At 34.8% G+C, this 16285-nt stretch carries 20 protein-coding genes; 8 read left to right on the top strand and 12 right to left on the bottom strand.

What is annotated here, in order from left to right; translation table 11 throughout:
- On the bottom strand, nt 1–203 hold a 203-nt coding region (locus GTR01_RS13740), incomplete at its 3' end, for a helix-turn-helix domain-containing protein (protein ID WP_160138393.1).
- 299 nt (nt 204–502) lie between these two features.
- Here GTR01_RS13740 and GTR01_RS13735 point away from each other — a divergent pair.
- The 3 genes from GTR01_RS13735 to GTR01_RS13725 all read left to right on the top strand — a co-directional run bounded on the left by GTR01_RS13735 (nt 503) and on the right by GTR01_RS13725 (nt 2496).
- Nucleotides 503–1015, top strand: a complete 513-nt coding sequence (locus tag GTR01_RS13735) for an FKBP-type peptidyl-prolyl cis-trans isomerase (RefSeq protein ID WP_160138392.1) — start codon at nt 503–505, stop codon at nt 1013–1015.
- Between the two features lie 81 nt (nt 1016–1096).
- Nucleotides 1097–2134: a peptidylprolyl isomerase gene (locus tag GTR01_RS13730; RefSeq protein ID WP_228452239.1), complete on the top strand. Its 1038-nt coding sequence runs from the start codon at nt 1097–1099 to the stop codon at nt 2132–2134.
- Between the two features lie 140 nt (nt 2135–2274).
- Entirely contained in the window at nt 2275–2496 is a 222-nt protein-coding gene (locus tag GTR01_RS13725; protein ID WP_129056580.1) for a hypothetical protein, read from the top strand.
- An 86-nt stretch (nt 2497–2582) separates the two neighbouring features.
- Here the strand turns inward: GTR01_RS13725 and GTR01_RS13720 are convergent, their stop codons facing one another.
- Complete coding sequence (locus tag GTR01_RS13720) at nt 2583–2822, bottom strand: hypothetical protein (RefSeq protein WP_160138391.1); 240 nt, start codon at nt 2820–2822, stop codon at nt 2583–2585.
- A gap of 547 nt (nt 2823–3369) precedes the next feature.
- Between GTR01_RS13720 and GTR01_RS13715 the strand changes: the two genes are divergently transcribed.
- Both GTR01_RS13715 and GTR01_RS13710 read left to right on the top strand, forming a co-directional pair.
- On the top strand, nt 3370–3843 hold the full coding sequence (locus tag GTR01_RS13715) for a hypothetical protein (protein ID WP_160138390.1): 474 nt from the start codon (nt 3370–3372) through the stop codon (nt 3841–3843).
- Between the two features lie 93 nt (nt 3844–3936).
- The gene (locus GTR01_RS13710) at nt 3937–4452 is read left to right on the top strand and encodes a hypothetical protein (protein ID WP_160138389.1); all 516 of its coding nucleotides are present in this window, start codon (nt 3937–3939) and stop codon (nt 4450–4452) included.
- Between the two features lie 256 nt (nt 4453–4708).
- Here GTR01_RS13710 and GTR01_RS13705 read toward each other — a convergent pair whose 3' ends face one another.
- The 7 genes from GTR01_RS13705 to GTR01_RS13675 all read right to left on the bottom strand — a co-directional run bounded on the left by GTR01_RS13705 (nt 4709) and on the right by GTR01_RS13675 (nt 12759).
- Nucleotides 4709–6067, bottom strand: coding sequence for a M20/M25/M40 family metallo-hydrolase (locus tag GTR01_RS13705; protein ID WP_160138388.1), 1359 nt, complete (start codon nt 6065–6067; stop codon nt 4709–4711).
- A 2-nt stretch (nt 6068–6069) separates the two neighbouring features.
- Nucleotides 6070–7431: a M28 family peptidase gene (locus tag GTR01_RS13700; protein ID WP_160138387.1), complete on the bottom strand. Its 1362-nt coding sequence runs from the start codon at nt 7429–7431 to the stop codon at nt 6070–6072.
- 1 nt (nt 7432) lies between these two features.
- Nucleotides 7433–8839 (bottom strand): M28 family peptidase, encoded by a 1407-nt coding sequence (locus tag GTR01_RS13695; protein ID WP_160138386.1) that lies wholly within the window; start codon nt 8837–8839, stop codon nt 7433–7435.
- Nucleotides 8840–8894: 55 nt separating this feature from the next.
- On the bottom strand, nt 8895–10139 hold the full coding sequence (locus tag GTR01_RS13690; protein WP_160138385.1) for a DUF1015 domain-containing protein: 1245 nt from the start codon (nt 10137–10139) through the stop codon (nt 8895–8897).
- Between the two features lie 2 nt (nt 10140–10141).
- Entirely contained in the window at nt 10142–11107 is a 966-nt protein-coding gene (locus GTR01_RS13685) for a D-2-hydroxyacid dehydrogenase (RefSeq protein ID WP_160138384.1), read from the bottom strand.
- A gap of 125 nt (nt 11108–11232) precedes the next feature.
- Nucleotides 11233–12297, bottom strand: coding sequence for a 3-phosphoserine/phosphohydroxythreonine transaminase (serC, locus tag GTR01_RS13680; RefSeq protein ID WP_160138383.1), 1065 nt, complete (start codon nt 12295–12297; stop codon nt 11233–11235).
- A gap of 111 nt (nt 12298–12408) precedes the next feature.
- Entirely contained in the window at nt 12409–12759 is a 351-nt protein-coding gene (locus GTR01_RS13675) for a 4Fe-4S binding protein (RefSeq protein WP_068943024.1), read from the bottom strand.
- Nucleotides 12760–12818: 59 nt separating this feature from the next.
- On the opposite strand from GTR01_RS13675, the gene GTR01_RS13670 reads away from it, so the two are divergent.
- The 3 genes from GTR01_RS13670 to GTR01_RS13660 are packed head-to-tail and all read left to right on the top strand — an operon-like array spanning nt 12819 to nt 15067.
- Nucleotides 12819–13853 (top strand): acyl-CoA reductase, encoded by a 1035-nt coding sequence (locus GTR01_RS13670; protein WP_160138382.1) that lies wholly within the window; start codon nt 12819–12821, stop codon nt 13851–13853.
- Between the two features lie 48 nt (nt 13854–13901).
- Nucleotides 13902–14348 (top strand): peptidylprolyl isomerase, encoded by a 447-nt coding sequence (locus GTR01_RS13665; RefSeq protein WP_160138381.1) that lies wholly within the window; start codon nt 13902–13904, stop codon nt 14346–14348.
- Nucleotides 14349–14377: 29 nt separating this feature from the next.
- Nucleotides 14378–15067, top strand: coding sequence for a Bax inhibitor-1 family protein (locus GTR01_RS13660; RefSeq protein WP_160138380.1), 690 nt, complete (start codon nt 14378–14380; stop codon nt 15065–15067).
- Between the two features lie 250 nt (nt 15068–15317).
- Here GTR01_RS13660 and GTR01_RS13655 read toward each other — a convergent pair whose 3' ends face one another.
- The 3 genes from GTR01_RS13655 to GTR01_RS13645 all read right to left on the bottom strand — a co-directional run bounded on the left by GTR01_RS13655 (nt 15318) and on the right by GTR01_RS13645 (nt 16250).
- Nucleotides 15318–15503 carry a hypothetical protein gene (locus GTR01_RS13655; RefSeq protein ID WP_160138379.1) on the bottom strand — a complete coding sequence of 62 codons (186 nt, stop codon included), beginning with the start codon at nt 15501–15503 and terminating at the stop codon, nt 15318–15320.
- Nucleotides 15504–15693: 190 nt separating this feature from the next.
- The gene (locus GTR01_RS13650) at nt 15694–15942 is read right to left on the bottom strand and encodes a DUF6952 family protein (protein WP_002980002.1); all 249 of its coding nucleotides are present in this window, start codon (nt 15940–15942) and stop codon (nt 15694–15696) included.
- The gene (locus GTR01_RS13645) at nt 15942–16250 is read right to left on the bottom strand and encodes a thioredoxin family protein (protein ID WP_034698499.1); all 309 of its coding nucleotides are present in this window, start codon (nt 16248–16250) and stop codon (nt 15942–15944) included. The genes GTR01_RS13650 and GTR01_RS13645 overlap by 1 nt, the downstream gene beginning before the upstream one ends.
- Nucleotides 16251–16285 lie beyond the last annotated feature (35 nt).

The raw sequence follows: 16285 nt of genomic DNA, 5'->3' as shown, positions 1-16285 counted from the left end.
TGAAGTTTGGGTTTACTCCACTCTAAGTTACCATATCTTCGCAACCAAACCAAAACGGTACTCTTTCCCTGAATACCATACTCTTTTTGAGCCTGCTTGTAAGTGTAATCGCCGTTTTCTACTTGAGAAACAATTCTTAATTTAAAGGCTATACTATAGTCCTTTTGTGTACGCTTTTCTCTTGTTAATCCTTGATGTTTCATAAATAAGTCGATTAGTTGTCAACTTATTTCAGGACGGGACAAAATACTTAATATAGAAAGCCGGGAATCACCCGGCTTTTTTGTTTGACTTGGATGAGTTTTACAAAACAAAACTAAGCTTAAGCATTCTTCTCAATATTACATTTTTGATTGATAAGAATTAAAGTATTCGGAAATTTTTATGTATTTTGTGGTTTGATTTTATCCATGGATGTCAACAGAAGCTTTTATATAATTTACATGAATGGTCTAAAAGCTTTTGTAATTGATTCGCAAAATGTGTATTTTCGCAAAAGTTTATGAAAAAAATACTCTTCATATCAGCCTTAAGCTTGTTGAGCTGCAATAGAAATGCACCTACGGCTCATCCTCCTGTAGGAGGTGTTTTAAGTCAAAAAGATCTGGATGTTTCTAAGAACAGGATGAGAAATCTGAATACTTTGGAAAGAGAACAAATTCAGGACTGGATCAATGGACAAAACGTAAAGTTTTATCCTATGCAGCTTAATTATTGGGCTACAGTGGACGGTTTTGATCGTAGAGAAAAAAGAGCAGATAATTCTCTGATTTCCTATTCGTATGAACTGTATGATTTTGATCAGACCAAAATCTATGATCAGCCTTTTGAAAGAAAAGATGCTAAATTTGGACATTTTGATGAACTGAAAGCAGTGGAAAATGCCTTGCGTTTTATACATGATGGAGAAGAAGTGACGCTTTTGGTACCGTCTTCTTTGGCTTATGGAACTTTTGGAGACGAAAAGAAAATAGACAATGATATACCATTAATCATAAAATTAAAAGCTTTATAATACATGAAATTGTTTAACAAGAATATAATTCTGGCAGCGGCAAGTGTTTCGCTGATGAGTTGTACCCCAATTTATAAAAAAATGAACGTAGACAAAGAAACTTACGAAGGTCTTAATGACGGACTTTATGCTAATCTTCAAACCACAAAAGGTAACATGATTGTGAAGTTTGAAGACAAGAAAGCACCAGTAACTGTAGCCAACTTTATTGGTCTTGCAGAAGGGAAAATCGACAACAAAGCTAAAGCTAAGGGAGTTCCTTACTATGACGGAACTATTTTCCACAGAGTGATCAAAGATTTCATGATTCAGGGAGGTGATCCTCAAGGAACAGGAATGGGAGATCCTGGATATAAATTTGAAGATGAAAGAAACGATCTTAAACACACTGGAAAAGGGATTCTTTCTATGGCGAACTCTGGGCCTAATACAAACGGTTCTCAGTTCTTCATTACTGAAGTAGCTACTCCTTGGTTGGATGGAAGACACACGATCTTCGGAAAGGTTGTAAAAGGTAATGACGTAATCGACGCTATTGCTAATGTTGAAAAAGGAGCTCAGGATAAACCTAAAACAGATATCGTTCTAGAAAAAGTTTCTATCTTCGGTAAAGGTGACGAGTACAAAAACTACGATGCAGCTAAAACTTTTAACGAAGGAAAAGCTAAAATCGCTGAAAATAACAAAGCTTTCATCGCTAAAGAAGAAGCTGAGAAAAAGAAAAGAGAAGAAGAATTCAAAGCAAACCAGGAAAAATTAGTTGAAAACTTAAAAGCTGGAATGCAAAAAACTGAATCAGGTCTTTACTATAAAATTACTAAAACTGCTGACGGTAAAGCTCCAAAAGCAGGTGATAACGTTTCTGTACACTATGCAGGAAAATTAGTAGACGGAACTGAATTCGATTCTTCATTCAAAAGAAATGAGCCTATCGATATTCCAATCGGAATGGGTAGAGTAATCAAAGGATGGGATGAAGGTATCCTATTATTGAAAGAAGGAGAAACTGCTACTTTATTGATCCCGCCTGCAATGGCTTACGGAGAAAGAGGAGCGGGAGGAGTTATTCCACCAAACTCTTGGTTAGTTTTCGATGTTGAGCTTGTAAAAGTAAAATAATTGAATCTTTAAGATATGAAAGCCGTTCCGAAAGGAGCGGCTTTTTTGCTTTTTGGAAAAGTCCCGTAAAAATACGGGTATTGTGTGAAAACAAATTATTCCTATCTTTATCTCCAACCAATGAAATAAAAATAGAAAATATGTTTGATTTGAATTATGATTTAATAAAGCAGACTATTGAAGCTGAAGTATGTCCGGAACATAACTTACATCCTGAGTTTGTAAAAACAGATGATGGCTTTGGAATAAAAGCTTGTTGCCAGCCTTTTCATGCTGAATTAGTAGCAAAATCTGAAAAAATGGTAGAGGAGGAGACTACTCAATTCCTTGAGAAAATGATGAAAGATATCTTTAAAGAATAATTTGCGAAGTCGCAATGTATAAAAAAACCGCCCTTTTATTAAAGGGCGGTTTTTCAGTAAAAGAGTGAAATAAAAGTTATATTTTTCTATCTACCAGATCTTTTCTTCATTCCTGTTCCAGCAAGGGAACTGATGAATACAAGACCAAAGCCGATATAAGCGGCAAAGGCGGTAAGATATACCATTAAGCTATTTAAACTTGGTTTTGAACTGTATACCAGTACAGAAAAGGCAGCAAAACTCAATACCAAAAGCAAGCTCCAGATATGCATTTTCGCAGCATCTTCATTTCTCTTAAAAATCATTTCAAAAAAGGCTCTCATCATTACTAACATTTTAAGGGTTATACATTAATTAATTGAGAATAAGTCGGGTAGTGTTATCATAGTAAAAAAAGAAAGGCATATTTTTTACTAGGCTAAGATTTATGATAACTTGCCGTTTATTCAATATTATGATACCGGGCTCTAAAGTCCGGGAATTATAATCATTTTGAATCAATAAATGACTCATGGGTTTATTGATGATACCAGTTAGATACGGGGCATAAATCTGCTGTGAAAAATCAACCGAGGGCTAATCAATCACGTTCCCGTATCTTTTACGGCATCGTAGAAAAAAAAGGATTCATATACGAGATATGAACTTTGAATCAGTGGAAAACTGAAAATCCACAGAAAACCTTTTTTCTCATCCTTAGTGCTTTTTTTAATTTTTTCTCAAAATAGTACATGCTAATATCATGCCAAAGTGATTATTTCACGATTAACACTTTATTTTAAAGTAGTGTATGTTGTTGTTTTTTAGAGTGTTTTTGAGTTTATTTCCTCAAACAAAGAAAAAAGTTTTATTTTTAGATTCTAATTATTTAAAATGAATAGAATATATATAGGGTTTATTTTATTTTTGAGCAGCTTAGGATATGGACAGCAGCAGCTCTCAGAAGCAGAAAAAAAGATGTCTGAATTGGTGGGGACATGGAAAGCTGAAGTAAAAGGAAGTTCATTGACGTTACTCATAAATATGGAGAAAGATAAGAAGGAGCACTTTCAGGTTATATTAATTAATGTAAACGGAGCAAAATTTATAGTGAATGAAAGTACAGTTTTATCTTCAGCGCCATCTGAGTATCAACTGAAAGTCATTAAAGCAGCTTTTGAACAATATCAGGATTGTATTATCAAAGATGCAGTCATTGATCTTAAAAAGTTGGAGAATAATACAATTTCCTTTAGCTATCATTCTAAAGTTTCGGATTGTTCTTTGGGCGCAGATAATGGGTTGGAAATCCCTGATGTCGATGGATTGGTTTTTAAAAAAGAAAAAATAATTGATTATGAGTCTTAGAGGAAATCAATGGAGTTTTGTATCACTATATTTTACCATACTTATTGATCTGCTTTATTTAGATTCCTACAAAATGACAAAGACACGGTTGAAATGAATAATATAGATAGCTTAAAAGACAATATTGAGATTAGTATTGTTAATCTTCAACGATTGGCAAAGATGAGTTGCTGGAATATAATATCTCCTAATTTAGTTTTTATAGTATCTGACTTCAATGAATTTGAAGAAATAAATTTTTTTGAACAAAGGAAATCTAGAAATAAAGTAAATAAATCTAAAGCTACATTGTCTCTGGATTCTGCGATTGAGATTTTAAAGAATGATTATCAGGATCTTTATGATGTTACATTATATATTTTCAAAGCTGGTAAAAAAGAAACTGTAATTGAGATTCAATATTACAGGAAATCAAATTTTGAACCTGATTATTTTGCTGTAGTGAAAGATAATAGTCCTATGTTTCATTCTAAAATTTCAAAACCTTATTACGTGAGAGATCATAAAAAGTTTGATGTCAATTGGGAGTTAGGTGGATTAAGATACTTCTGTAATCATTTTATTAGCCAAATTAAGTACAGAATAAATACTTTTATATTGAAAGTTTAATTCTTTGATAAAACTTAGTTTGTCATTGACTACGTCGAATCTTCGATTTCTATAAGAATCTCAACAACCCTATTCAATAGCTTTATTTGGATTTCTACGAAATGACAAAGACACTGTTAGCGTCTTTTAGCTGTAGGTTCTTCTGATATTCTTTTCATGTCGTTACAGAGTGTCATTTGTGAAAGGATTTAAAAAGAAAAACCCATTACATCTTATAGCCAAGATGTAATGGGTTCTTTTTATATCAAACTTTATATTACCAGTTCTTATCAATCATATAAATAATATGGGTCATGGCTACTGCTCCTAATAAAAGTTCTCTTCGGTTTACTTTGTCAAAGGTATCTTCTTCAGTATGGTGAATGTCAAAGTAACGTTGAGAATCAGGCATCAATTCAGCTGCTGGAACTCCCATATCGTGAAGTGGGTAAAGATCTGTTCCTGAGAATTTTTCTTCAAAGTTATACACTCCGTAAGGAAGGAATAATCTCGACCAGCTTTGAATCTGTTTTCTTTTTGTATCATCCATATCCAGAGCAATACCTCTAGGGGCAAAACCTCCGGCATCTGATTCTATAGCAAAAAGATGTTTTTCATTCTTTTCTTTTACGGTTTTTCCATATTGAATACCGCCTTTCACTCCATTTTCTTCGTTGGCAAAGCAAACTACTCTGATGGTGTGATTATTCTGAATTCCTAATTTCTTGAATGTTCTTAACACTTCAATGCTCTGTACAATTCCAGCTCCGTCATCATGAGCACCTTCTCCTACGTCCCACGAATCAAGGTGGCCACCTACTACAATGACGCTTTGGTCTTTTTTACCTGTAATTTCACCAATAACGGAGTGGGAGAGTTTCTCACCTTTCATTCCGCAGTTGGAATTCAGTTTAGCCGTAATTTTCTGATTCTTTAATAAAGCTTCCAGTTCATCTGCGGTAGTACTTCCTATAGCTACAGCTGGTATTTTAGAAACATTCTCTTCATAACGCATGGCTCCTGTGTGAGGAACATCGTCAAAAGCTGATGAAAGAGAACGGATGATAGCAAATTTTCCACCTTTTTTAGCCGTTAAAGAGGCGGCGGTTGTTCTGTATTTGGAAGCATCCCCGTATCCTTTAAAGGTTTCTATAAAAGATTGTTTGAAAGCATAATTGAAGAATAAGATTTTGTCTTTTACCTGTTCCGGGGAGAGCTTATTGTATTCATCCATAGATTTTACCATGATGATCTCTCCTGAAACATCTTTTCCGCCTGTACCTTCAGAATTTCCAAGGGAAAGCATTTTAAGGCTTTTCCAGCTTCCGTTGGAAGTTTTGATGTGTAAGGATTCTTTTCCTCTTTCCCAGACCGGGATCATAACATCCTGAAGCCATACTTTGTCTGCACCGGCATCACGAAGTTTTTGTGCTGCCCATTGTACTGATTTTTCATAAGCTTCGGAACCACTCAAACGGTGGCCGATATTTTTAGTAAGTTCACGCAGATCGTTGTAGCCCTTTCCGTTATTTAAAACTTCAAGAGAGATCTTGCTAAATTGTATTGAATCTTCTTTGGTTTGGCCAAAAGCAGCCATTCCAAAAAGCAATAATGAGGTTCCTAATATCTTTTTCATTGTTACCAATTTTTATCAATCATATAAATAAGTTGTGTCATAACCGTTGAGCCTAAAAGTAATTCTCTACGGTTGACTTTTTCAAAAGTATCTTCTGCTGTATGGTGAATATCAAAATAACGTTGTGGTTCCGGAACAAGTTCTGCGGTTGGAACGCCCATCTCATGAAGCGGAGCAATATCCGATCCTGAATATTTTCCTTCAAAATTATAGACTCCATAAGGTAAAAACAGATGTCCCCAACTTTTGATCTGGTTTCTTTTTGCATCATCCATTTCCAGAGAAATTCCGCGGGGAGAAAAACCTCCGGCATCTGATTCTATGGCAAAAAGATGTTTTTCATCATGATCCTTTACTATTTTCCCGTATTGTTTTCCGCCTTTGGTTCCATTTTCTTCATTGGCAAAGCAAACAGCTCTGATGGTATGGTTATTTTGGAGTCCTAATTTTTTGAAGGTTCTTAACACTTCAATGCTCTGAACAATCCCGGAACCATCATCATGGGCACCTTCACCTACATCCCAGGAATCAAGATGTCCACCGACTACGATGACACTTTGATCTTTTTTACCTGTAATTTCACCAATAACAGAGTGGGAGAGTTTTTCGCCCTTCATTCCGCAATTGGAGTTGAGTTTTGCAATAACTTTTTGATTTTTTAATAAAACTTCCAGTTCATCGGCTGTTGTATTTCCAATGGTAACGGCAGGGATTTTAGCAATATTCTCTTCGTATCGCATGTTTCCAGTATGTGGAACATCGTCGAAAGCCGAAGAAAGAGACCTTATGATAGCGAATTTTCCGCCTTTCTTTGCGGTTAAAGATGCAGCAGTACGTCTGTAGGCTCCTGATTCTCTATAAGAAATAAATGTCTGTACATTTCCCTGATTGAAAGGATAATTAAAGAAAACAATCTTATCTTTTACCTGTTCCGGGGGAAGTTTATCATATTCTTCCAGAGATTTAACCATGATGATTTCTCCTGAAACATCTTTTCCGTTTGTTCCTTCGGAATTTCCCAGAGAGAGCATTTTAAGGTTTTTCCATTTTCCGTTTGAGGTTTGGATATGTAAGGATTCTTTTCCTCTAACCCAAACCGGAATCATGACTTCCTGAAGCCATACTTTGTCTGCACCGGCATCACGAAGTTTCTGAGCTGCCCATTGTACCGATTTTTCATAGGCTTCGGAGCCACTCAAACGGTGGCCTATATTTTTAGTCAGTTCCCGCAGCTCCTCATATCCTTTTCCATGATTAAGGATCTCTGTGGAGATTTTATTGAACTGTATCGAATCCTCTTTGGTTTGTCCTGATATAAAACTTATTCCTAAAGCTATTAATGATAGGGTTATACTTTTTTTCATATTACCAATTTTTATCAACCATAAAAATCATTTGTGTCATAGCAATTGCCCCAAGAAGAAGCTCTCTTTTATTTACTTTATCGAAAGTATCTTGTTCAGAATGGTGATAGTCGAAATATCTTTGAGTGTCTACCACAAGTTCAGCTAAAGGAATATCCAGTTTTTTTAAAGGTGAGATATCTTGGATAGCATCTGTCTGATCAAAGTCATAAACGCCATAAGGAAGGAAATATTCTTTCCAAGGAAATACCAGTCTTCTTCTTTGAGGGGACATATCTAAAGAGAACCCTCGTGGAGAATATCCTCCGGCATCTGTTCCTAAAGCAAATATGTGTTTTTCTTCTCTCTTTTTTACATAGGCTGCATACATTTCACGACCTTGGCCTCCGTTTTCACTGTTGGCGTATAAAACCACTCTGATGGTGTGGTTATTTTCATATCCCAATGCTTTCAAGGTTCTTAATACTTCAATACACTGAACGACTCCGGTTCCGTCATCAATCGCCCCTTCACCTATATCCCAGGAATCAAGCTGAGCTCCTAAAACAATCACTTTGGAGTCTTTTTTACCCTGAATTTCAGCAATGATATTAGGGTTGGTAGTGCTGCCTTTTGATTCAGCAGTCATATTGATTTTAGCAGTAACTTTTTGCTTTTTCAATGTTTTTTCTAATTCATCTGCTGATCTTACGCCAATTGATAGGGCTGGAATTTTAACTTTGTCATCAGCTTCATAGTAAATCATTTTAGCATGAGGTGTATCATCGTTAGCCGTTGTTAATGATCTTATAATTAACGCTTTTGCACCTGTCTTAGCAATAACAGAGGCTGAAATTAACTTTGATTTTGCTGTTTGTAAATAAGAATCGCTGGTATTAATGATTTTAGGATCCATAGGAACATTCACGAAGACTATTTTGTCTTTTAACTGACCTATCGACATAGCATTAAGTTCTGCAGTGGAATTAATTACAACAATTTCTCCCGTCAGATCTTTTCCTCCTGTTCCTTCAGAGTTTCCGAAAGAAAGCATTTTGATATTTTTCCAATCTCCATTTTCTACCTTTATCTGTAAAGATTCTTTCCCTCTGACCCAGATAGGCGCTTTGGCTTCCTGTCTCCAGATCATATTAATGCCCATTTCCTTGAGCTTTTTTTCAGCCCATTCAACGGCTTTTGTATAACCAGGAGTAGCGCTGAAACGTGGCCCTATCCCTTTTGTAAGTTCTCCAAGATTTTCATAAGCCCTGCCATTGGTCATGATCTCGTCTGAGATCTTTTTGAATTCATCGTGATAATTTAATTTTACAGGAATCGATGTTCTACCCGCGGGCTTTTTCTGGATTTTTTTTTGAGAAAATAAAAATCCACTCAAAAAGAGTGGAAGTATAATGAATATTTTTTTCATTTTTTATTTACCTTTCTTTTACCGATGATAAAATTAGGGAAAAAATAGGAATTTATTAAGGTTTCATGTCGTACATTACCAGTGCTGTAATTAATTTTGGCTCAATGAATGTACATTTTGGAGGCATGCTCAGTTTTAAGTCTGAAATTTTAATCATATCATTAAAACTTACAGGATAAATTCCGAAGCCTGCTTTTCCTTCTTTGTTATCTATTTTTTCTTTAAAAATATTGATCCCGTTGATATTGGATGTACCTTTTACATAAGAGATAAGATCAGAACTATCCGGATCATCTATTTTCAAAATACCTTTGAAGATATATTTGTCCAATAAATGGTGATCCAGGTTATCTAGAGACATTTCTTTAGAACGAAGATCATGTTTTACGTGAAGAGAATAGAATTTACCATCCAAATACATTGAAATGTGGAATTTCTGAGAAGGGTAGTATGGTGTTTCTCCTTTTTCGTGAATCAGGAAATATTGTTCAAGCTCTTTCAGGAACTGTTCAGTAGAAAGTCCGTTTAGATCGTGAAGTATTCTGTTGTAATCGTGGATCTTAATAGATTGGTTAGAAACAATAAAACTGTAAACAAAGTTATAAAGTTCTGTACCGTTATGTCTTTTGTTTTTCTCCTTGTGTTTTTTTGCATTTAATGCAGTAGAACCAATTCTGTGGTGACCGTCAGCAATGTAGAACGAATCGATTTGATCAATCACTTCTTTAAATTGCTGAAGCTTAAGGCGGTTGTCTATTCTCCAGATTTTATGTCTGATTCCGATAGTATCTACATGGTTGAAGATGGGAACATTTTTTTCCTCATGGTTCATTAGCAACTCAATTTTTGAGTTGGCAGGGTAGGTAAGAAGTACCGGTTCAGCCTGAAGGTTTACTTTTTCAAGGTAGTGAGCCAGTTTTTCTTTTTTCTGTGGAATGGTACTTTCGTGTCTTTTGATTTTTCCGTTCCAGAAATCTTCAATACTCGCCAGACCTAAAAGTCCTCTGAAAATTTGTTTATTAGGATATATTTGTTCGTAAAGATAATATGCAGAATTATCCTGAACGAGTTTCTTTTCGTCCAGAAGTTCTTCAAACGTAGAGCGAATCTTTCGCAGGTTCCGGTCAACATCTTTAGATTTACTTACAACATAAGGTTTTATCATGTTGATGTAAGTATTTTCAACTTGAGCTTTTTCTGCAATTTCTTCCTGGGTAAAATTATCCAGTGGATGGGTAGGGAAAGTATCCTCAAAATCTCTGTGAGGTCTTATTCCACGGAAAGGTTTAAAAACAGGCATATTTATCTTATAGTTTCTTTTTGTAGCTTAATAATTTGTTCTGCAAGTTCGACACCGATTTTCTCTTGCGCATCTACCGTGTTTCCACCTACATGAGGAGATAGTGATAGTGCCGGATTCATTAGTAAAGGAAGCTCAGGTGTAGGTTCGTTTTCAAATACATCCAATGCTGCTCCTGCTACTTTTCCTGAATCGATAAAATCAATTAGTGTTACTTCATTGATCACACCGCCTCTTGCAGTATTTACAATATAAACTCCATCCTTCATTTTTTCAAACTGTGGTGTGTCTATAATGTATTCATTCGTTCTTGGAGTATTGATGCTTATAAAATCTGCTTCTTTAAGAAATGCATCCATATCATTGGTGGATGTGATTTCAAAGTTCACCGATTGTCCGTCAAAGAAATTCAGGGTAAGAACTTCTGTTTTTGGACTTCTTGTGAGAACCTGAACTTTCATTCCCAAAGCGATTCCTATTTTTACGACTTCCTGGCCAATGCTTCCAAAGCCAATTACTCCTAACGTTTTTCCTGAAAGTTCATAAGCATTACTGAATGATTTTTTCATGGCATTGAAATGAGTTTCCCCTTCCAAAGGCATCAATCTGTTTGATTCGTGAAGGAATCTTGCTAATGAAAAAAAGTGCCCAAAAACCAATTCTGCAACGGATTTTGACGATGCTGTAGGAGTATTGATTATTTTAATTCCTTTGCTTTTTGCATACTCAACATCAATATTGTCCATCCCGATACCACCACGGCCTATGATTTTAAGCCCCGGACATGCATCAATCAGGTCTTGTCTTACTTTTGTTGCACTTCTTACAAGAAGAACGTCTACATTATTATCGTTTATAAAATTAATAACGTGATCCTGGGCCACTCTATTGTCCAGAATTTCAATTCCGGCTTCTTTTAGAGCCCGTTCTCCTGCTTTTGAGATTCCATCGTTTGCTAAAACTTTCATGTGTTATTTTGATTTAAAAATTGAAAGATTTAAAATATTTCAAAAATTTAAAACTGGGCTGCAAATTAATAAATTTAAATTAACTGCTTTTAAATCTTTCAATCTTTGAATTTTTTATGTTTTAATTATTTGATAGATTTCATTACATCTACCAATACTTGTACGCTTTCAATAGGTAGGGCGTTGTATAAGCTGGCTCTGTATCCACCAAGACTTCTGTGGCCGTTAAGTCCACTGATGCCTGCTGCTTTCCATGCACTATCAAACTCTTCTTTTTTGCTTTCGTCTGTAATTTTGAAAGAAACATTCATTAATGAACGGTCTTCTTCTACACAGAATGTCTCAAATAATGGGTTGCTGTCTATTTCATCATATAAAAGCTTAGCTTTAGCTTCATTTCTTTTTTCAGCCGCTGCAATTCCACCATTGTTTTCAAGGTGTTGTAACGTAAGTAAAGAGGCATAGATAGGGAATACTGGTGGAGTATTGTACATAGACTCTTTAGAAATATGTTGAGAATAATCTAGCATAGAAAGCATATTTTCTCTTCCTGTTTTTCCAAGGATTTCTTTTTTGATCACTACTAAAGTAACACCTGCAGGCCCCATGTTTTTCTGAGCTCCGGCATAGATTAAATCAAATTTTGAAAAATCAAGTTGTCTTGAGAAAATATCAGAACTCATATCACATACCATTAAAGTATCTACTTCAGGGAATGATTTCATTTGAGTTCCATAAATTGTATTGTTGGAAGTGCAGTGGAAATAATCGTATTCTGAACCTACGGTATAATTCTTAGGAATGAAAGAGTAGTTCTCTTCTTTTGAAGAACCTACTACATCTACAGTTCCCAGTTTTTTTGCTTCTTTAATAGCTCCCGCTGCCCATGTTCCTGTATCCAGATAAGCTGCTTTTCCGCCTACTTTCATCAGGTTGTAAGGAACCATAGCAAATTGCATACTGGCACCGCTTCCTAAATAAAGAACCTCATAATCGTCACCCAGGTTCATCAATCTTTTTACAATAGCACGTGCTTCGTCCATTACTGCAACGAAGTCTTTACTTCTGTGCGAAATTTCAAGAAGAGATAATCCGATACCGTTAAAGTCTAAGATTGCCTGTGCTGATTTTTCAAATACCTCTTGTGGTAAGATACATGGCCCTGCGCTGAAGTTGTGCTTTTTGTTCATATTTTTATTTTTTTGGTTGCCTTAGGAAGTGAAATCCTTTGGCTTAATTTTTTGTTTTATTGGATTTTTGGTTAAAAAAAGCCGCCTCACACATGATGAGACGGAATTTTTTTATTCGCCGTGTAGGAATGCTTTTTTGTTAAGCAGTGCCTCTTCTGATTCTACGTGATCTTCATCCGGAACACAGCAGTCTACAGGACATACTGCCGCACACTGTGGCTCTTCGTGGAATCCTTTACATTCTGTACATTTATCAGTTACAATGAAATAAACATCATCACTTACAGGCTCTTGCGCCGAATCTGCGTCTACAGTAAGTCCTGAAGGTAATGTAATCGTTCCTTGAAGACTAGTACCATCAGAAGCTTTCCAGTCTACAGCTCCTTCATATATTGCATTGTTTGGACATTCAGGTTCACAAGCCCCACAGTTAATGCATTCATCAGTTATTTTAATAGCCATCGCTAATTTTTTTTAAATTTGCACAAAATTACAAAATATTCCCCAATTTTAAAGTAATTATGAATACCGAAAATCAAGTTTTAGGACTTATTAAATTAAGTGATTATATAAAAGCGTTTTTAGCGAAGAAACCAGAAGATCACAATGAAGATGATGTAAATATTGAATTATTATTAAAGAAATCAGAAATAGAAAATCCGTGGTTTACTGTTGATAATCAGAAATTTGCTTTACAACAATGGTCAGACCTTCTTACTGAAGAAAATATTAAAAACTGGCTTAAAAATTATTCAATCTCGAAAATTTCCAAGAAAGTTGGACTTATTTTAGCTGGAAATATTCCTTTAGTAGGATTTCACGATGTAATTTCTGTTGTATTAAGTAATCACATTCCTTTAATTAAGCTATCATCTAAAGATAGATATCTAATTCCGTTTTTATTAAAGAAATGGAAAGAGTTTTCTGACGATCAGATACAGTTTGAATTTGTAGAAAAATTAGAGAATTTTGATGCCGTCATTGCGACTGGAAGTAATAATACAGCAAGATATCTGGAGTATTATTTTAAAAATTATTTAAGTATTATCCGCAAAAACAGAACTTCTGTAGCTGTTTTAAAAGGTGACGAAACTAATGAAGAGCTACAGCTTTTGGCAAAAGATATTTTCCAATATTTTGGATTAGGCTGCAGAAATGTGACAAGAATTTTTATTCCTAAGGATTTTGTAATCGACAGATTGTTTGAAAATTTCTTAGGGTTTCAAGATATTATTAATCATAATAAATATGCTAATAATTATGATTATAACAGAGCGGTTTATCTTTTGAATCAGGATAAATTTTGGGATAATAATTTTGTGATGCTGAAAGAGGATGACAAATTATTTAGCCCACTTTCAGTGATTAACTTTAGCCGATATGAATCTTTGGAGGAAGTAAAAAACTTTATTACTGAAAATGAGGAAAACATTCAGTGTGTGGTTGCTAAAGAAGTGTTGGGCTTAGATTCAATTGCCTTTGGTGATGCTCAAAATCCGGGGCTTGATACGTATGCTGATAATGTGGATACAATGAAATTTTTAGAACTGGTCTGATTTTCGTATCTTCCATGACCTATTTCACTAAATAATAAAACAAATACTATGAAAAAAATATTTTTAGGTTTAGCGATTATTGGCGCGCAGTTCATGTTTGCCCAGAAAGTCGTGGGAATGAAGGTTGAGAATAATCAAAAGAAAGAACAGCCTGCGACTATAAGTAAGGATAAAGTCAATATGTATAATGATAATTTCCAGAAATTTATCAAAGCGCTGCAGTCTTCAGACTACAAAGCAGCAGAAGAAGTGCTTTCTGATAAGGTAAAGGAAATTGTTACAGAAGATGTCCTTAAAAAGGTAAAAGATGGTATTGATATTAATAAAAAGCTCGATATTTTAAAAGTAGGCTATTATGTAACAATGGATGGTGTTAGTCATCCTAATATTAAATATAAATATGCAGGAGATTCCTCATCGAAAGAAGTGATAAGCGCTGTATTTGAGGATGACGGCAAGCTTCTTGGAGTATTGCCGGCTGGAATGAGTAAATAAATTTCGATTAATCAAAAAAAATATTAACTATGATGACAGATGTTTTAGTCGCTCATTCTTCGGAAGTGGAGAAAGCGAATTTTTACAAGAAGACGTATTTGCATGTTGCATTATCGATTCTTGCATTTATTGGAGTGGAGACTATTTTGTTGAAAACTATACCAGTAGAAATTATTGCGATGATGTTTCAGGGAAGATTTACCTGGTTGTTGATCATTGGAGTTTTCTGGCTGGCTTCTATTTTGGCTTCTAAATGGTCACTTTCGCAAAGTCAATCTACTCAGTATCTTGGTTTAGGTTTCTATGTTGTATTGGAAGCTGTAATCTTTTTACCATTACTTTATATCGCAACTAATGTTGCTGGCGGTGCTAATATTATCTTCCAGGCAGCTACTTTAACGGTTGCTATGTTTGCGGGTATTTCTGCAGTAGCTTTTACTTCTAAGAGAGATTTTTCTTTTTTAAGAAACATTATCATTATCGGAGGATTTGTTTCCATTGGATTAATCATTGGTGGAATGGCTTTTGGTTTTAATCTTGGATTATGGTTCTCTGTAGGAATGGTAATTCTGGCTTCTGCAACGATTTTATATCAAACCAGTAAACTTAAAGATTCTTATGCTACGAATCAGTATGTAGGAGCAGCATTACAACTTTTTGCTTCTATTATGCTTTTATTTTGGTATATCCTGAATATTTTGATGAGCAGAAGAAGCTAGTTTGAAAATCTATTTAACATTAAATACTAATCCTGGTGAGTTTTTCATCAGGATTTTTTAATTCCGAAATCTGATTTTGGAAGGTTTTTTATTCCTCTCGTAGATTTGCAGCTAGAGCGGATTTAGAAAGTATCCTTACTTTTTTGCTTCCGTTGAAATTTGCGGTTCTAATATCCTTGTCAAGGTTCTAAACCTTGACAAGGATATGTGTCTTCGTAGGATGGTACAAAAGAACCTGAAAAATTAACATTTAGATGAATGTGTTTAGCAGAATGTTATTCTGAAAGTAATGATGTAGAATGAACAATCTAAGTGAGGTTTGAAGTTCTCTTCCGTTGAAATGAGAAGAAGAAGAAGAAGAAGAAGAAGAAGAAGAAGAAGAAAATAGAGTGAGGTAATGATAATAAGCTGTGAACCCAAAAAATCCTGATGACATTTCACCGGGATTTTATTGGATATTCTTTAATTATTCTGTGCTGAATATAGCCTCAATAAGACTTTTGATGATCCTTGAAGTTTTATTTCAGATAAAAGTAGAGTATAGGTTAAAGAATAGGGAAGTATAGTGTTGAGGAAAACCTCAGATTTTTTCTTTTGCGTTTTTATAGAATATTAAATGATAAAAACTACTTATCAATAGATCCTAAAACCTTTTGTGCAAAAGAGTTTAGAGCATCTTTTTCGCTCATTCCGTTTTGTACATTAGCGTGAACTTCCAAAGCTCCGCAAATGTTCGTAATAAGTTCTCCGGCAACATTTAAGTCCTCTTCACTCGTTCCTCTGAATTCGCAAAAGCTTTCTAGTACTTCTAATGTTTTTTCTAGGTTCTCAGGAGTTTGATTCTGATAGAATTGTCTGATTACTGGTAATTTCATTATGCTAATTCGTTAAAAAGGTTAATTAAACTTTCAGCCTGGTTAGATTGAACCTGGTTTACCAATTCACCATTTTTAAAGATAGCGAATGTAGGTAAGTTGTCTACTTTTGCTAATTTTCTGCTTTCAGGAAGTTTTTCAGCATCTACATATAAGAAAGGAATAGAGTCATTCTCAGATGCTAATTTTTTGAATTTCGGCTTCATGATTCTGCAGTTTCCGCACCATGTTGCGCCATATTGAACAACTACTTTTTCGTTGTCGTTTACTATATTTTGTAATGTATCTTCGGTTAATTCTGTGTACATAAGTTTATTTTTTTTAAAATAAACAATGTAACAAT

This window comes from Chryseobacterium sp. c4a, from assembly GCF_009900745.1.
GTDB lineage: Bacteria > Bacteroidota > Bacteroidia > Flavobacteriales > Weeksellaceae > Chryseobacterium.
This window is presented reverse-complemented; position numbering and strand designations above follow the sequence as displayed.

What these genes read in the sequence shown, in the direction of transcription:
- GTR01_RS13735 (WP_160138392.1), top strand. Translation starts at nt 503, where the DNA reads ATGAAAAAAATACTCTTCATATCAGCCTTAAGCTTGTTGAGCTGCAAT.
- GTR01_RS13730 (WP_228452239.1), top strand. Translation starts at nt 1,097, where the DNA reads ATGAACGTAGACAAAGAAACTTACGAAGGTCTTAATGACGGACTTTAT.
- GTR01_RS13725 (WP_129056580.1), top strand. Translation starts at nt 2,275, where the DNA reads ATGTTTGATTTGAATTATGATTTAATAAAGCAGACTATTGAAGCTGAA.
- GTR01_RS13720 (WP_160138391.1), bottom strand. Translation starts at nt 2,822, where the DNA reads ATGATGAGAGCCTTTTTTGAAATGATTTTTAAGAGAAATGAAGATGCT.
- GTR01_RS13715 (WP_160138390.1), top strand. Translation starts at nt 3,370, where the DNA reads ATGAATAGAATATATATAGGGTTTATTTTATTTTTGAGCAGCTTAGGA.
- GTR01_RS13710 (WP_160138389.1), top strand. Translation starts at nt 3,937, where the DNA reads ATGAATAATATAGATAGCTTAAAAGACAATATTGAGATTAGTATTGTT.
- GTR01_RS13705 (WP_160138388.1), bottom strand. Translation starts at nt 6,067, where the DNA reads ATGAAAAAGATATTAGGAACCTCATTATTGCTTTTTGGAATGGCTGCT.
- GTR01_RS13700 (WP_160138387.1), bottom strand. Translation starts at nt 7,431, where the DNA reads ATGAAAAAAAGTATAACCCTATCATTAATAGCTTTAGGAATAAGTTTT.
- GTR01_RS13695 (WP_160138386.1), bottom strand. Translation starts at nt 8,839, where the DNA reads ATGAAAAAAATATTCATTATACTTCCACTCTTTTTGAGTGGATTTTTA.
- GTR01_RS13690 (WP_160138385.1), bottom strand. Translation starts at nt 10,139, where the DNA reads ATGCCTGTTTTTAAACCTTTCCGTGGAATAAGACCTCACAGAGATTTT.
- GTR01_RS13685 (WP_160138384.1), bottom strand. Translation starts at nt 11,107, where the DNA reads ATGAAAGTTTTAGCAAACGATGGAATCTCAAAAGCAGGAGAACGGGCT.
- serC (WP_160138383.1), bottom strand. Translation starts at nt 12,297, where the DNA reads ATGAACAAAAAGCACAACTTCAGCGCAGGGCCATGTATCTTACCACAA.
- GTR01_RS13675 (WP_068943024.1), bottom strand. Translation starts at nt 12,759, where the DNA reads ATGGCTATTAAAATAACTGATGAATGCATTAACTGTGGGGCTTGTGAA.
- GTR01_RS13670 (WP_160138382.1), top strand. Translation starts at nt 12,819, where the DNA reads ATGAATACCGAAAATCAAGTTTTAGGACTTATTAAATTAAGTGATTAT.
- GTR01_RS13665 (WP_160138381.1), top strand. Translation starts at nt 13,902, where the DNA reads ATGAAAAAAATATTTTTAGGTTTAGCGATTATTGGCGCGCAGTTCATG.
- GTR01_RS13660 (WP_160138380.1), top strand. Translation starts at nt 14,378, where the DNA reads ATGATGACAGATGTTTTAGTCGCTCATTCTTCGGAAGTGGAGAAAGCG.
- GTR01_RS13655 (WP_160138379.1), bottom strand. Translation starts at nt 15,503, where the DNA reads ATGTCATCAGGATTTTTTGGGTTCACAGCTTATTATCATTACCTCACT.
- GTR01_RS13650 (WP_002980002.1), bottom strand. Translation starts at nt 15,942, where the DNA reads ATGAAATTACCAGTAATCAGACAATTCTATCAGAATCAAACTCCTGAG.
- GTR01_RS13645 (WP_034698499.1), bottom strand. Translation starts at nt 16,250, where the DNA reads ATGTACACAGAATTAACCGAAGATACATTACAAAATATAGTAAACGAC.